The organism is Mucilaginibacter galii (assembly GCF_014635825.1).
Classification (GTDB): domain Bacteria; phylum Bacteroidota; class Bacteroidia; order Sphingobacteriales; family Sphingobacteriaceae; genus Mucilaginibacter; species Mucilaginibacter galii.
The window spans coordinates 1019150-1034098 of the sequence record NZ_BMDO01000001.1; the positions used below are offsets into that span (position 1 = coordinate 1019150).

Sequence of the window (14949 nt, forward strand, 5' to 3'; positions counted from 1 at the left end):
CTTATGGGCTTAATGTAAATCGCTAACGTCTTCTTCGTTCAGCAAAAGTTCGAGCTTAACCGATTCAATGTTCTGGTCAGATTTCCTCAACACGGTAATGTTATAGCCATTAGCTTCGCGTTGTTCGCCAACCTCGGGTATCTTACCAAAGATCTCGCTTACCCAGCCCGATACGGTGTCAAAGTCACCATCCTCAGGCAGGTCATGCGGTAACGATTCGTTCACGTCGTAGATAGAGGCTACAGCGTTCACAATAAATTCGCGCTCGTTCACCTTATCTACAATGGGCTTCTCCTCGTCAAACTCATCCTGAATTTCGCCTACCAATTCTTCAACAATATCTTCGAGGGTAACCATACCGGCAGTACCGCCAAATTCATCCAACACTATGGCTATCTGTATGCGCTTTTGCTGCAGTTCGGCCATCAGATCGTTGATCTTCTTGGTTTCCGGGATAAAATAAGGTTTGCGGATGATCTCCTTAAGTTCGAACTCTGTTTTACGGGCCAGTAGAGGCAAAATATCTTTGGCATGTACAATGCCTACAATTTTGTCAATCGTATCATCGTACACGGGCATACGCGAGTAGCCTTCGGTTATGATGCACTCCAGCAATTCGTTGCGTTCGGTAGTAATATCGATGCCCGATATTTTGGTACGGGGCACCATGATGTTCTTTACCACACGCTCATTAAAATCAAACACGTTCTTGATAAGCTCGTGCTCGTTGGAATCCAATGCACCGCTTTCTTTACCCTGCTCTAAAAGGTACTGCAATTCTTCTGAAGAGTGATGCGATTCTTCACCGTGTGTGGTAGTTACACCAAACAGCTTAAGTATAAAATTAGCAAAGGTGTTCAGCAGCCATATTGCCGGCCGGAACACCACAAAGAAAAAGCGCAGAGGTACAGATACTGCCATGGCCGTTCGGACCGAACGCTGGATAGCCAGCGTTTTAGGCGCAAGCTCGCCAAACACAATGTGCAATACAGTAATGGTTATAAATGCTACCACGTGGCTACTGTTAACAGCCAGTGTTGAGGTAACATCCATACCAAAAACGGTGAACAGGTTAAGCATCATTTTGCTCACCACCTCTTCACCTGCCCAGCCTAAACCCAACGATGCAATGGTTATGCCTAACTGCGTTGCGGCTAAGTAACCATCAAGGTTGTGCATAATGCCGCGAGCCACCTTAGCCATGCGGCTGCCAGCCTTGGCCTGAATTTCAATTTGCGAACCGCGAACACGCACAATAGCAAATTCGGCGGCTACGAAAAAGCCGTTCAGCAAAACCAAAAATATGGTTAAGAAGATATGAAAACCGTTTATGTCTAAATCAGGGCCCATGTATTAACCTTGGTACTCAGGGAAAGTAGCTTGATAAAGCTCCATACTTTCGTTAATTACTTTAAGCGCGTAAGACTTGCCCATTAAATGTTCAATGGTTACGTTTTTACCTTCCAGCTTTTTGTAATCTTCAAAAAAGTTTCTAATCTCGATCATGGCATGCGGAGGCAGTTCGCTCAGGTCGTTAATGTAGTTAACAGACATGTCGTTCTTGGCAACAGCAATAATCTTGTCATCCTGCTCGCCACCGTCAATCATGTGCATAACACCAATTACTTTAGCCTCTATTAAGGACATCGGGTATACGTCAACAGAACATAATACCAGGATATCTAAAGGGTCTTTATCATCGCAATAAGTTTGCGGAATAAAGCCATAATTAGCCGGGTAAATTACCGATGAAAACAATACGCGGTCTAATTTTAATAAGCCCGACTCTTTATCGATCTCGTATTTGGCTTTTGAACCTTTAGGAATTTCGATAATAGCGTTAACTACTTCAGGAATGCTTTCGCCCGGACTAACCTGATGCCAGGGATGTTGTGTACTCATGTAATGTATAAGAATATTTAATAAATCAATGTTCGTCTGTTTTGTTTGTACTCTTGCTTCTCTTAAGAAAAGCAAAAAGCAGCGGTACGCTGGTCACAACTATTAATGCAATCACAATATACTGCAAATAATCTTTCAGTCCCGGATATTTTCTACCTAAAAAATAACCCGAAAGCGTTAGTATAGTTACCCAGGCTACGCTGCCAATAAAGTTATATAAGCTAAACTTTTTAAAGTCTACTTTAACAACACCTGCAAATATAGGCGCAAAAGTTCTTATTATCGGGAAAAATCTCCCTAAAACTAACGCCATGCCTCCATATTTCTGGTAAAACTCCTCAGCCATTACCACGTAGCGCTTTTTAAAGAAAAAAGATTCTTTACGGGTTTCCATAAATGGCCCCGTGCGGTATCCAAACCAATACCCCGTATAATTGCCTAAAATACCGGCTACAATAAGTGATGATACCAATACGTAGATAGATACCGGGAGCAGGCCTGTGGCACACAATAAACCTGCCATAAACAGCAGATAGTCGCCCGGTAAGAAGAACCCGAAAAACAAACCCGTTTCGGCATACACTACAATCAATAATAAGTAAAAGCCTCCTCTACTTAAAATGGATTGCGCATCCGTTAGGTTTTGCAAGTGTTCCCAGAAGTTTTCCATTCACAATAATTGTAAAACTACAAATATTAAAACTATTTGCAGTATGTAGCCTCTTCTATCTCTACCCAAGGCTCAAGGGTAACAGGAAAACCTATATACGGTTTGAGATAAGCGCCGGAAAGATACCTATTATTAAAGTAGCCAATGCCGATACACCCAAAACAAACTGGTAGTAACCGGGCACTGTTAGTTCATCATGCTCGGCCGTGCGGAAGTACATGGCTATAATTACTTTGAAATAATAGTAAATACTGATGATGGCATTAATAACAGCTATCACAACTAACCAAACCTGGAAACGGGCCAGGGCACCTGTAAACATCAGGAATTTACCCATAAAGCCGGCAGTAAGCGGTATACCCGCTAACGATAGCATGGCAATAGTTAATACCGCAGCCAGGAAAGGATTACGCTTACTAAGTCCGTTAAAGCACTCGAAATGATCGCCGCCCAGTTGCTGCTGAACCAGTATTAAAACGCCGAAGGCAATTACCGAAGCAATACAGTAAGCCGTTGCATACATAAAAATAGCATTGCCCGAACCTGCACTTAACGCCACAATAGCAAACATTAAGTAACCGGCGTGAGAGATACTGGAAAAAGCCAGCATGCGTTTAAAGCTGTGCTGATATAATGCTGTAAGGTTTCCTACAAATAAGGTAACAATAGTGATAACCAGCAAGGTAGGCATCCAGAAATCGGCCAGTGGGCCAAAGCTTACCGAGAACAAACGTAAGAAAGCCGCAAAGCCTGCCATTTTCACCACGGTAGACATGTAAGCGGTGATAAGCGTTGGCGAACCTTCGTAAACATCGGGCGTCCAAAAGTGGAATGGCGCTGCACCTACTTTAAAGCATAGACCAATGATCATTAAAATGATACCGGTATGGAACAGCGGGTTAATACCCCGCGGATGTGCAATAGCCCAGTCGCGGATGGCTTCGAGATTAAATGAACCTGTGGCACCATAAATTAACGTAATACCGAAAAGCAAAAACCCGGTAGAGAAGGCTCCCATTAAAAAGTATTTTAATGAAGCTTCGTTAGACGCAAAGTTCTTTTTATCGATACCGGCCAGGATGTATAAACTCACCGACATGATTTCGATACCAATGAACAACATGCTCAAATTGTAATAAGATACCATGACAATGATACCAGCCAATGAGAACAAGATAATTGCCAGGTACTCTGCCACGTTATTGCTGATTCTTTCAAAATAGCCTTTAGACAGCATTAAGATAAGCAGCGTAGAAACTATGGCCGTAGCCGAAAAAGCTACCGAAAAGTTATCGAACAGCATCATATCATGGTAAATAGGTACTGCGCCATTGTTCCACTGCCAAATAGCAGAGCCTAAGGCCAGCAGTAAACCTGCAATAGTAACAGGCAGCAGTAACTTGTGCGCTTTAAATAAGCCCAGGTACAGCAGCACAATTGGTAATATTGCTATGATAATTAATGTGGTCATTTTATATCTTAAAAACTTATCTCAATCAAATTAAAGCATGCTGTCTAAGCAGCCGGTATTTTTCTATCTATGCAGCAGTGCGTCGGCAATTTTAACGTTCACGCTGTTCATCAGGTTGGTTACGGCAGCCTCGGTTAAATGCATTACCGGCTGAGGGTATACGCCTACTACAATAATAAACAGGCAAACTACGCCTAATACAACTTTTTCGCTAATGGTAATATCGGTAAAGGTGGCGGTAAGGCTATTGGTTTCGCCCTGCATTACGTTCTTGTATAAACGCAGCATGTAAACAGCACCCAATATAATGGTTAAGCCGGCTACAATACCCATCCACATATTGTAACGGTAAACACCATTTAACAACAGGAACTCGCCAATAAAGCTATTGGTTAATGGCAAAGCCACCGAACCTAAAACAATAATTAAAAATGCGATAGACATTTGCGGAGCTACTTTGGCTAAACCACCCAATTGCGTTACATCGCGTGTTTTTAACTGGCGCTCAATAATGTCAAAAATCAGGAACATGCCCACCACTTCTAAACCGTGGTTGAACATCTGGATCATGGCACCTTGTAAGCCCTGAATGTTCCAGGCCAGCAAACCTGCAGCAATTAAACCAACGTGAGCAATAGAAGAGTAAGCAATTAAACGCTTACCATCTTTTTGCCTAAAGGCGATGATAGAGGCATAAACGATACCGGCAATGGCTAACCAAAGCGGGTTGTTTTGCCATTCAAAGAAACCTACGGGTGCAATAGGAATCATCCAACGGATAGCACCGTAGATACCCATCTTAAGCATAATACCCGACAATAACATCGTACCTGCGGCCGGAGCTTCGGTATAGGTATCGGGCTGCCAGGTATGCAAGGGGAATATCGGCATCTTAATAGCAAAGGCTATCAGGAAACCGGCAAAGATCCACGACTGTTGAAGCGGGTTTAATTTTAAGGCATAGAATTCGAAGATATCGAAAGTACGATCAGGCGTTTGCAGGTACAGGTAAATGATAGACATTAACATAAACAGCGAACCCGCAAATGTATAAATGAAAAACTTCAGCGTTACCTTCACCCGGTTTTCGCCACCCCACATACCGCAGATAAAGTAAATAGGTATTAAGGCTACTTCCCATCCAATGTAGAATAAGAAACCATCTAAAGCCGTAAACACCAGCATTAAACCAAACTGCATAAACAGGATCAATGCATAAAAAGCCGAAGGCTTTTCGTACTGATGCTTGAAAGTGGTTAAGATGATCAATGGCACCAGTAAAACCGTTAAAATAACCGGGATGATATTGATACCATCGAGCGCTACTTTAAAGTATATGCCCATTTTAGCTATCCACGGAATGTCAACATCAAACTGTAAACTGGCATCGGCTTTATACTGGGTCAGGAAATAGATACCCAGCGCCAGTTCCACCAGCGAAAACAACAAGGCAATATTCTTTACAGCCTCGCCTTTAATAAATAAGAGCGCCAGGGCTGCCAGTAAGGGTAAAAAAATTAATATACTAACCGTCATTGTATGTGCAGTAAACGCTTGTCTTAAATCTTAACTAAACTATATAGCAGTACGGCAATAATGCCAATTACCATCATAAACAAATAGAAACCTACATTACCGGTTTGCAACAGGCGCAAACCACGGCCTGCTTCAATTGGGCCTTGGCCTAAACCATTCACAATACCATCTATACCCATCTTATCTACCACTTTGTAGAAGAAACCCGATAAGAAATCAAGCGGCTTGCGGATAATGGTATCGTAAATTTCGTCGATGTAGAATTTATTGAAAGAGAGTTTTTCCAATGCCGGGCGTTCGGCTTCATCGGCCAAAGGTACCGTTGCTTGTTTCACATACTTAATGTAGGCGTAGATGAGGGCAACAATGGCTCCACCTACTGATACCATCATGAGCACACGCTCGGTATTGATAGCCATAAACATAGTACCCGTATGTTCTGCCGATTTACTTAGCACCGGTTCCAGCCAGTGCTCTAACCAGTGGTGACCGCCCAAGGCTTCGGGCACGCCCATAAAGCCACCAATGGTAGACAGGATAGCCAAAACGATCAATGGAATAGTCATGCTCGGCGGCGACTCATGTAAGTGATGTTCTTGCTCATGCGTACCGCGGAAACTTCCCCAAAAGGTAAGGAACATTAAACGGAACATGTAGAATGAGGTGAACATAGCACCCAACACGCCTAACACATACAGTACAGGGCTGTGCATGTAGGTATGGGCCAAAATTTCATCTTTAGAAAAGAACCCTGCAAATGGTGGAATTCCCGAAATAGCCAAAGTACCAATTAACATGGTAATAAACGTTACCGGCAGTTTGCCTTTTAAACCGCCCATGCTACGCATATTTTGTTCGCCGCTTACCGCATGGATAACCGAACCAGCACCCAGGAATAATAAGGCTTTGAAGAATGCATGTGTTAATACGTGGAAGAAAGCACCTGTGTACGCACCTACCCCTAAACCCAAAAACATATAACCTAATTGCGATACCGTAGAATAGGCCAGCACTTTCTTAATATCGGTTTGTGTTAAAGCAATAATTGCCGCTAATAAAATAGTAGCTACACCAATAATGGCAATAACATGCTGCGTTACCGGCGAAAGGGTAAATAAGATGTTAGAACGGGCAATCATATAAATACCTGCGGTAACCATGGTAGCCGCGTGTATTAAAGCTGAAACCGGAGTCGGACCGGCCATGGCATCGGGCAGCCAGGTAAACAACGGTATTTGCGCCGATTTACCGGTAGCACCTACAAACAGCAATAAGGTAATTAACATGAGCGTAGTATCGCCACTATGCAGGTTAGCTGCTTTGCTGAATACATCAGCATAAGTAATGCTGCCGAATGTTTTCATGATAATGAACACGGCGATAAGGAAACCTAAATCGCCAATACGGTTCATCACAAAGGCTTTCTTGGCAGCATCGGCATAGCTTGGATTAGTAAACCAGAACCCGATGAGCAGGTAAGAGCATAGCCCCACACCTTCCCAGCCAATAAACATAATGATATAGTTACTGCCTAAAACCAGCAGCAACATAAAGAATACGAATAAATTTAGATAGGCAAAAAACTTACCGAAACCTTCATCATGGCTCATATAGCCAATTGAGTACAGGTGGATTAAAAACCCGATACCTGTAATGATGAGCAGCATGATTGAACTCAGCTGATCGATCAGGAAAGCAAACGGCACATGCAGATCGCCAACGTGAATCCAATCGAATAAGGTAACATTAATGGGCGCACCGGTTGATTTAACCTGCAAAAAAGCGCCTACACTTAAAACAAACGATATCAAAACCATTAAACTGGCAATGGCGCCGATAATGCTTTTAGGTAAGGTATTGCGGCCTAATCCGTTAATAACGAATCCTGCAAGGGGCAGTATAGGAATAAGCCAGATGTATTTATCCATTTTTAGTTGTACGTTATAGGTTGTACGTTGTATGTTTTAACTGGTGCGGAGATTGAGGTGCGAGGTGCGAGGAAACAACCCCGATCTTCGTACGTTGATCTTCGCTCTAATTTACCATTTAAGTCTGTTCAATATATCTACGTCGATAGAATTGGTGTTGCGGTGTATCATCACGATGATGGCCAGCCCGATGGCAATTTCGGCCGCGGCCAATGCCATGATGAAGAACACGAACACCTGTCCGTTAGGGTCATTGCTGTAAACCGAGAATACGGTAAGCAATAAATTAACAGCATTAAGCATCAGCTCTACCGACATGAATACCACAATGGCATTACGACGGATGAGTACACCAATAACTCCTATCGAAAATATGATGGCACTTAACAGGATGTAGTGATTAAGCGGAACTACCTTAAGCGCCTGGGTTAAACTTTCCATTATACTGTAGGTTTGGTTGATTTAGGGTTACTATCTTTTGTGGCCAGTAATACCGCGCCCACCATTGCCGATAACAACAGGATAGACGATACCTCGAATGGCAGTAAAAACTCGTGGAACAATACCTGGCCCAAATTCTTTACCGAACCCAGGTTAACGCTTTGCAATACCACCGGCTGCGATTTAGCCAACCCCTTCATGGCGGCTACCAGCGTTACCAATAGCGTACCGCCACCAATTACACCGGCCAGCTTTACATAAATGCTTTTGGTTGGCTCACTGTCTTTGTTCAAATTCAGAATCATCATTACGAACAGAAACAATACCAGGATGGCCCCCATGTATACGATAAAGTTTACAATGGCCAAAAACTGCGCATTCAAAATAATATAATGAATGGTAAATGTAAAAAAGGTAATAATGAGGTACAATACACTGTGCACCGGGTTTTTTGAAAAAATAACCAGCAGTGAAAACAGGATGGAGAGAAAGGCAATAAAGTAAAATATACTCATACGGCTTGTAAACAAAAATACCTTTACCGGCACTGGTTAGTGCGGCAAAGGTATAATTCTTTTTTATTGGTTTAAAGGCGGCTCAACTAATTTGTCTTTGCCATAAATAAAGTCTTTACGTAAAAAGCTGGTGGGCACAATGTCGCCGTCCAGGTAAATGGCCTCCTTAGGGCAGGCTTCTTCACATAATCCGCAAAAAATGCAGCGCAACATATTAATTTCGTAAACAGCGGCATACTTTTCTTCGCGGTATAAGTGCTCCTCGCCTTTCTGGCGCTCGCCTGCCGTCATAGTAATGGCTTCGGCCGGGCAAGAAAGGGCGCATAAACCACAGGCGGTGCAACGTTCTTTACCGTTTTCGTCACGCTTTAAAGAGTGCTGACCACGGAAGTTTTCAGAAAATTCACGCTTTTGCTCCGGGTAACGCACAGTCACATCTTTTTTAAAGAAGTGCTTCATGGTAATGGTTAATCCTTGAGCTATGGCAGGCAGGTAAGCCCGTTCCCAAAAATTGAGGGGCTTAACTTCTAATAATTTTCGCTTATTACTTAATGGTTCCATTGATATTTAAGCAAAATAATGGTTGTATAATGTGGCAATAACACCGGTTAACGCAATGTTGGCAATAGCCAAAGGTATTAACGTTTTCCAGCCAAGGTGCATCAGCTGATCGTAACGGAAACGCGGGATAGTCCAGCGGATCCACATAAAGAAGAATATAAAGGCAAATATTTTAGCAAACAATACTGCCACGCCAATAAGCGGTGCAATGGTTGGCCCGGCATGCGCGGCAACCCAATCCATACCCGGGTAATTGTAACCACCAAAGTATAAGGTAGCCATCACTGCCGATGATACGAACATGTTAATATATTCGGCAAACAGGTAAAAGCCCAGTTTCATAGATGAATACTCAGTGTGGTAACCACCTACCAACTCGGTTTCGCACTCTGGCAAATCAAACGGACTACGGTTAGTTTCGGCAAAGGCACACACAATAAATATGAGGAAGCCTAAAGGCTGGTACCAAACATTCCAGTTAAAGCCATGCTGTTGTTCGGCAATTTCCTTTAAACTCAAGGTACCGGTTAACATTAACAAGGCAATGATAGAAAGCCCCATTGAAATTTCGTAGCTGATATTTTGCGATGCCGCACGAATAGCCCCTAACAGCGAGTACTTATTATTAGATGCCCAGCCACCAATCATGATACCGTATACACCTAATGATACGACACCAAAGATGTACAATACGCCTACGTTTATATCGGTCACCTGCAAATCAATAATACGGCCGGCAACCTGCATTTGCGGTCCCCAAGGTATAACCGCCGAGCCAATACAAGCCGTCATGATAGCCAGTGAGGGGCCTACAATGAATAAAAATCCGCTGGCTTTGGTAGGGATAATTTCTTCCTTCATGAACATCTTGGCACCATCGGCCAAAGGCTGAAGAATACCAAACGGGCCGGCACGGTTAGGGCCTACGCGGTCTTGCAAAAAGGCGGCTATTTTACGTTCGGCATAGGTAGAATACATGGCTACCACCAGGCTTATGCCAAATATGATGACTACGAGTACAAGTTTTATAATCAGATCAGTAGTTTCCATTACAGTCGGGTCTCCCGTTCAAATTGTTCTTTATTAGCTTCCTGTAATACCAGGTTTTTCTTCACTACCGGCAATGGCATCAGCGTATCGTAATGATTAGAATTGATAACCGATTGGTTAGATACCTTACGCGGGCCTTCAATTACCCAATCGCTGGTTTTCTTTTTATCAAAACGGCAGGTATTACAAATAAATTCTTCAACCTCGCCATACTGGTCTTTACGCGCTGTTACGCGTAAAACGTCTTCGCCTTTATACCAAAGTGTTACTTTACCGCTGCATTTTTCATGTTCGCAATCGCGGTGCGCTTCAACAGGTTTGGTAAACCAAACACGGTTTTTAAAGCGGAAAGTACGGTCGGTTAAGGCACCTACCGGACAAACGTCAATTACGTTACCTGAAAAATCGTTATCAACCGCTTTTTGTATATAGGTTGATATTTCTGAATGATCGCCACGGTTCAATACGCCGTGTACACGTTGGTTAGTGATCTGATCGGCCGTGTAAACACAACGGTAGCACAAAATGCAGCGCGTCATGTGCAGTTGTATCTTATCGCCTATGTCAATTCTTTCAAACGTGCGGCGGTCAAACTCATAACGGGTTTTAGCAGCGCCGTGCTCAAAGCCTAAATCTTGCAGGTGGCACTCACCAGCCTGATCACATACCGGGCAATCCAACGGGTGATTTAGCAAAAGCATTTCCACCACACCTTTACGTGCTTCAATAACTTCAGGCGAAGTAATATTCTGCACTTCCATACCATCCATTACCGTGGTACGGCATGATGCTACCAGCTTAGGCATAGGGCGCGGGTCTTTTTCAGAACCCTTGCTTACTTTAACCAAACAGGTACGGCATTTACCGCCGCTACCTTCCAGCTTGGAGTAGTAGCACATAGCAGGCGGCACAATATCCCCCCCTATTTGCCTTGCAGCATTTAGAATGGATGTGCCTGGTTCAACCTCAACACTTATTCCGTCAATACTAACTTTAAACATTGCTAACCTTTGTTTCTAATAAAAGCAATATAATCGCCGTTCATTATTATTTCATGTTCAGGCTTTGGAGCAAGTTGGTAAACATATACCCAACACCTGATCTCTTCTTCATCTATCCGCACCCATTGCTGTTTACGGTTGTATTCTTCTCCTTCGTACTCGTCTAATACTTCAAATACATGATCTGTATCAGCAATACGGTAAACTTCACCTTTAATGTAACCTGTTGTACCGTCTACAAAAGCAGGATACTTACCCAGGTTAATCAGCATCCCTTGCAGTTCTCCATGGCTTACATATTCCAGAGAGTTATTGAGGGACTGCATCACCTCGTTATTAAAATGCCTTAGCAAGGTGCCATATACAAACAAATATTCCATTTGTCTATGCCGCCTTGTTATTATTAGAGCTGATACTCCTTCACTATACGCGTTCCGTCTTCGGCACGGCCCATCTCTACATCTATCTTAGCCCCTTTTAATATGGGCGACTCCTCTAATATTGGTTTCAGATTTCTGAACAATACCTCGGGGTCGTGAGTACTTAGGAAAAAGATAGCCTGGTTGTTGGCTTCGTCTAATTCGTAGGTATCGTACACACCTACTTTGTGGTAAGTTACTCCTCTTTCAATCCCGTCTTGTAACTTGTCTAAATAATCAAAGTCCTCTGTTTTATAGTTGAACCTGATAGTTACCGGATGTAAATCTGCCATTTGGTTATAATATTAATGCTGTTTGTAAATATATTAACTAACTGGCTTTTATTCTGATTACCCTTAAGCTACCACCGGTGTCAGCGGATCTGCGTAATGTGCCAGTCCAAAATTACCGGCCACCGCAGCCTGCGGGTTTGTTACATGCCATTCAAACTCGTCGCGGAAATGACGGATGGCACTGGCTACAGGCCATGCTGCCGCATCACCCAGCGGACAAATCGTATTTCCTTCTATTTTCTTTGATACATCTACCAACAGATCCATGTCGCTTAACTTACCATGGCCATGCTCTAAGCGGTGTAATACCTTCTCCATCCAGCCGGTACCTTCACGGCAAGGCGAACACTGTCCGCAGCTTTCATGATGATAAAAGCGGGCAAAATTCCAAGTGTTGCGTACAATACACTGGTCTTCGTCAAAAGCAATAAAACCGCCCGAACCCATCATGGTACCGGTTACAAAACCACCTTCTGATAAACCTTCGTAGCTCATTAACCGGGCATCACCTGCTGCAGTTTTGAGTATGAGGTTAGCAGGCAAAATAGGCACCGATGAACCACCGGCTACTACTGCTTTTAGGCGTTTTCCGTTAGCTATACCGCCGCAATATTCATCCGAATAGATGAACTCTTCTACAGGCACACCTAAATCAATTTCATAAACGCCCGGCTTTTTCAAATTACCACCGGCCGAGATCAATTTAGTACCGGTACTGCGGCCTATACCAATTTTAGCATACTCATCACCACCATCACGAATGATGGGAACGGTTGCAGCGATTGATTCTACGTTGTTAACCACCGTTGGGCAGCCATACAAACCTGCAATAGCCGGAAATGGCGGCTTAATACGCGGGTTACCACGCTTGCCTTCCAGTGATTCAATTAATGCTGTTTCCTCACCGCAAATGTAGGCACCTCCTCCGGGCTGTACATAAAGTTCGAGGTCGTAACCTGTGCCTAAAATGTTTGTACCTAAGAAGCCGGCATTCTTAGCTTCGGCAATCGCTTTTTCCAGGATGCGGATCTGCGGCATCATTTCACCACGTACATAAATGTAAGAGGTTTTAGCACCCAGCGCATAACTGGCTATAATCATTCCCTCAATTAATAAGTGAGGGATGTAAGTCATTAAATAACGGTCTTTGAATGTACCGGGTTCTGATTCATCGGCGTTGCACACCAGGTAACGTGGTACACCTTCAGGCTTGGCCAAAAAGCTCCACTTCATACCCGTTGGGAAACCTGCACCACCACGGCCGCGCAAGCCCGATTTTTTCACTTCTTCCACCACATCATCTGGCGAAAGTGTTTTCAGGGCTTTCTCTACCGATGCATAACCACCTTTGGAGCGGTACACCTCATAAGTATTGATGCCGGGTACGTTAATATGTTCGAGTAATAATTTTCGTCCCATTAGTTATTAGCCTTTACTTTTAAATCACTAATTAACTGGTTAACCGACACTGGAGTCAGTTTTTCATAAAATGTATATTCGGGGCCTATTTGCAAAACCGGGCCAAAGCCACAGGCTGCCAGGCACTCCACGCCGCGCCAGCTAAATAAGCCGTCGGGTGTAATTTCGCCTTCTTTAACGCCTAACGTCTGCTCAATTTGGTCCATGATCTTTTCGGCACCTACCAGGCAACAAGGTCCGGTACGGCAAACCTCTAACATGTACTTGCCCTGTGGGCGTAAAAAGTACATGGTATAAAAGGTAGCTACTTCATAAACCTCTATCGACTCAATGCGCAGGTATTCAGCTACCTTATCCATAGCCTCGGCACTTAACCAACCCTGCTCAGCCTGTACGGCATGCAGTATTGGCAACAAAGCCGATTTTTGCTTACCTTCGGGATAACGGCTTACCATATCAGCCATTTCGGCCAATAAAGCTGGCGAGAAGGCTGCAGTTGGGTGATTTTGGGTATCTTCTACTCTAAGCATCTAACTCTCCGGCTATAACGTTTAAACTGCTCATATTAATAATTGCATCCGAGAGCATCATTCCGCGGCTCATATCGGCATACATGCTGTAATTGATAAAGCTTGGCCTGCGGAAATGCAAACGGTAAGGAGAGCGGCCACCATCGTTAACGAGGTAAAAACCCAGTTCGCCGTTGGCGCCTTCTACCGAATGATATACCTCGCCCACCGGGGTTGGAATTTCGCCCATCACTATTTTGAAGTGATAGATCAATGCTTCCATATTGTTGTACACTTCCTCTTTTGGAGGCAGGTAAAACTCAGGTACATCAGCATGAAATATATTCGGGTCTTCTTTCTCTATTTTATCCAAAGCCTGCTGTATCATACGCATGCTCTGTTTCATTTCTTCGTTACGCACCAGGAAACGGTCGTACACATCACCGGTAGTACCTACGGGTACTTCAAAATCAAAATCTTCGTAAGAGCAATAAGGATTCATGGCTCTTACATCATAATCTACACCGGTGGCACGCAATATAGGGCCGCTCCAGCTATAATCCAAAGCTGCTTCCTGTGTTACCGGGGCAACGCCGCGGGTACGGTCAATAAAGATGCGGTTACGGTTAAACAGCGATTCGAACTCGTGCAATACCTTAGGAAAATCTGCCAAAAACTTGCGGATCTTGGCAAAGGCAATATCGTTAAAGTTACGCTCAAAACCGCCTAACCTGCCCACATTGGTAGTTAAACGCGAGCCGCAAACTTCTTCATAAATTTCATAAATGGCCTCACGGTATTCCATCATGTAAAGGAAACCTGTAAAAGCACCGGTATCCACACCCAATACGCCGTTACAAATAATGTGATCGGCTATGCGGGCCAGCTCCATCATAATTACCCGAAGGTAATCTACTCGTTTAGGGGTGCTGATGCCTAACAGTTTTTCTACTGTCATGTGCCAGCCCATATTGTTGATGGGGGCCGAGCAGTAGTTTAACCGGTCGGTTAGCGGGGTAATTTGATAGAACGGACGATGTTCGGCAATTTTTTCAAACGCACGGTGTATATAACCTATGGTTGATACGCCGCTTACAATGCGCTCGCCATCCATTTGCAAAACGTTTTGAAAAACGCCGTGCGTGGCAGGATGTGTTGGCCCCAGGTTAAGGGTACTCAACTCGCTTTGCAGGTTGGTATCGGTATTAGTATTTAACGAAGGAAAATTCTGCAT

At 43.8% G+C, this 14949-nt stretch carries 16 protein-coding genes; all 16 read right to left on the reverse strand.

The features are described 5' to 3' along the window. Positions 1-9: 9 nt before the first annotated feature. Positions 10-1350, reverse strand: a complete 1341-nt coding sequence (locus IEV61_RS04430; protein WP_188414122.1) for a hemolysin family protein — start codon at positions 1348-1350, stop codon at positions 10-12. Positions 1351-1353: 3 nt separating this feature from the next. Then, positions 1354-1902: an inorganic diphosphatase gene (locus IEV61_RS04435; protein ID WP_188414124.1), complete on the reverse strand. Its 549-nt coding sequence runs from the start codon at positions 1900-1902 to the stop codon at positions 1354-1356. A gap of 25 nt (positions 1903-1927) precedes the next feature. Further along, the gene (locus IEV61_RS04440; protein WP_188414126.1) at positions 1928-2572 is read right to left on the reverse strand and encodes a DedA family protein; all 645 of its coding nucleotides are present in this window, start codon (positions 2570-2572) and stop codon (positions 1928-1930) included. A gap of 91 nt (positions 2573-2663) precedes the next feature. Then, positions 2664-4043 carry an NADH-quinone oxidoreductase subunit N gene (locus IEV61_RS04445; protein WP_188414128.1) on the reverse strand — a complete coding sequence of 460 codons (1380 nt, stop codon included), beginning with the start codon at positions 4041-4043 and terminating at the stop codon, positions 2664-2666. A gap of 63 nt (positions 4044-4106) precedes the next feature. Further along, positions 4107-5579, reverse strand: coding sequence for a complex I subunit 4 family protein (locus IEV61_RS04450; protein ID WP_188414129.1), 1473 nt, complete (start codon positions 5577-5579; stop codon positions 4107-4109). Positions 5580-5602: 23 nt separating this feature from the next. Further along, entirely contained in the window at positions 5603-7507 is a 1905-nt protein-coding gene (gene nuoL / locus IEV61_RS04455; protein ID WP_188414132.1) for an NADH-quinone oxidoreductase subunit L, read from the reverse strand. Between the two features lie 111 nt (positions 7508-7618). Continuing rightward, complete coding sequence (gene nuoK, locus IEV61_RS04460; protein WP_188414134.1) at positions 7619-7948, reverse strand: NADH-quinone oxidoreductase subunit NuoK; 330 nt, start codon at positions 7946-7948, stop codon at positions 7619-7621. After that, entirely contained in the window at positions 7948-8463 is a 516-nt protein-coding gene (locus tag IEV61_RS04465) for an NADH-quinone oxidoreductase subunit J family protein (RefSeq protein WP_188414136.1), read from the reverse strand. Before IEV61_RS04465 ends, nuoK begins: the two co-directional genes overlap by 1 nt. Before the next feature lie 63 nt (positions 8464-8526). Next, positions 8527-9024 carry a NuoI/complex I 23 kDa subunit family protein gene (locus IEV61_RS04470; protein ID WP_188414138.1) on the reverse strand — a complete coding sequence of 166 codons (498 nt, stop codon included), beginning with the start codon at positions 9022-9024 and terminating at the stop codon, positions 8527-8529. Between the two features lie 6 nt (positions 9025-9030). Beyond that, positions 9031-10074 carry an NADH-quinone oxidoreductase subunit NuoH gene (gene nuoH / locus IEV61_RS04475; RefSeq protein ID WP_188414140.1) on the reverse strand — a complete coding sequence of 348 codons (1044 nt, stop codon included), beginning with the start codon at positions 10072-10074 and terminating at the stop codon, positions 9031-9033. Further along, positions 10074-11075 (reverse strand): NADH-quinone oxidoreductase subunit G, encoded by a 1002-nt coding sequence (locus IEV61_RS04480; protein ID WP_188414142.1) that lies wholly within the window; start codon positions 11073-11075, stop codon positions 10074-10076. The genes nuoH and IEV61_RS04480 overlap by 1 nt, the downstream gene beginning before the upstream one ends. A gap of 2 nt (positions 11076-11077) precedes the next feature. Further along, positions 11078-11455, reverse strand: a complete 378-nt coding sequence (locus tag IEV61_RS04485; RefSeq protein WP_188414144.1) for a gamma-glutamylcyclotransferase family protein — start codon at positions 11453-11455, stop codon at positions 11078-11080. A 23-nt stretch (positions 11456-11478) separates the two neighbouring features. Then, positions 11479-11787, reverse strand: coding sequence for a hypothetical protein (locus IEV61_RS04490; protein WP_188414146.1), 309 nt, complete (start codon positions 11785-11787; stop codon positions 11479-11481). 63 nt (positions 11788-11850) lie between these two features. Next, positions 11851-13206 (reverse strand): NADH-quinone oxidoreductase subunit NuoF, encoded by a 1356-nt coding sequence (nuoF, locus tag IEV61_RS04495; RefSeq protein WP_188414148.1) that lies wholly within the window; start codon positions 13204-13206, stop codon positions 11851-11853. Next, positions 13206-13736, reverse strand: coding sequence for an NADH-quinone oxidoreductase subunit NuoE family protein (locus tag IEV61_RS04500; RefSeq protein ID WP_188414150.1), 531 nt, complete (start codon positions 13734-13736; stop codon positions 13206-13208). Before IEV61_RS04500 ends, nuoF begins: the two co-directional genes overlap by 1 nt. Further along, positions 13729-14949 carry an NADH-quinone oxidoreductase subunit D gene (locus IEV61_RS04505; protein ID WP_188414152.1) on the reverse strand — a complete coding sequence of 407 codons (1221 nt, stop codon included), beginning with the start codon at positions 14947-14949 and terminating at the stop codon, positions 13729-13731. Before IEV61_RS04505 ends, IEV61_RS04500 begins: the two co-directional genes overlap by 8 nt.

Coding starts and splice junctions, on each gene's coding strand:
- IEV61_RS04470 (WP_188414138.1), bottom strand. CDS start 9,024: ATGGAACCATTAAGTAATAAGCGAAAATTATTAGAAGTTAAGCCCCTC.
- IEV61_RS04485 (WP_188414144.1), bottom strand. CDS start 11,455: ATGGAATATTTGTTTGTATATGGCACCTTGCTAAGGCATTTTAATAAC.
- IEV61_RS04435 (WP_188414124.1), bottom strand. CDS start 1,902: ATGAGTACACAACATCCCTGGCATCAGGTTAGTCCGGGCGAAAGCATT.
- IEV61_RS04440 (WP_188414126.1), bottom strand. CDS start 2,572: ATGGAAAACTTCTGGGAACACTTGCAAAACCTAACGGATGCGCAATCC.
- IEV61_RS04445 (WP_188414128.1), bottom strand. CDS start 4,043: ATGACCACATTAATTATCATAGCAATATTACCAATTGTGCTGCTGTAC.
- nuoH (WP_188414140.1), bottom strand. CDS start 10,074: ATGGAAACTACTGATCTGATTATAAAACTTGTACTCGTAGTCATCATA.
- IEV61_RS04430 (WP_188414122.1), bottom strand. CDS start 1,350: ATGGGCCCTGATTTAGACATAAACGGTTTTCATATCTTCTTAACCATA.
- nuoF (WP_188414148.1), bottom strand. CDS start 13,206: ATGGGACGAAAATTATTACTCGAACATATTAACGTACCCGGCATCAAT.
- IEV61_RS04465 (WP_188414136.1), bottom strand. CDS start 8,463: ATGAGTATATTTTACTTTATTGCCTTTCTCTCCATCCTGTTTTCACTG.
- IEV61_RS04490 (WP_188414146.1), bottom strand. CDS start 11,787: ATGGCAGATTTACATCCGGTAACTATCAGGTTCAACTATAAAACAGAG.
- nuoK (WP_188414134.1), bottom strand. CDS start 7,948: ATGGAAAGTTTAACCCAGGCGCTTAAGGTAGTTCCGCTTAATCACTAC.
- IEV61_RS04450 (WP_188414129.1), bottom strand. CDS start 5,579: ATGACGGTTAGTATATTAATTTTTTTACCCTTACTGGCAGCCCTGGCG.
- nuoL (WP_188414132.1), bottom strand. CDS start 7,507: ATGGATAAATACATCTGGCTTATTCCTATACTGCCCCTTGCAGGATTC.
- IEV61_RS04480 (WP_188414142.1), bottom strand. CDS start 11,075: ATGTTTAAAGTTAGTATTGACGGAATAAGTGTTGAGGTTGAACCAGGC.
- IEV61_RS04505 (WP_188414152.1), bottom strand. CDS start 14,949: ATGCAGAATTTTCCTTCGTTAAATACTAATACCGATACCAACCTGCAA.
- IEV61_RS04500 (WP_188414150.1), bottom strand. CDS start 13,736: ATGCTTAGAGTAGAAGATACCCAAAATCACCCAACTGCAGCCTTCTCG.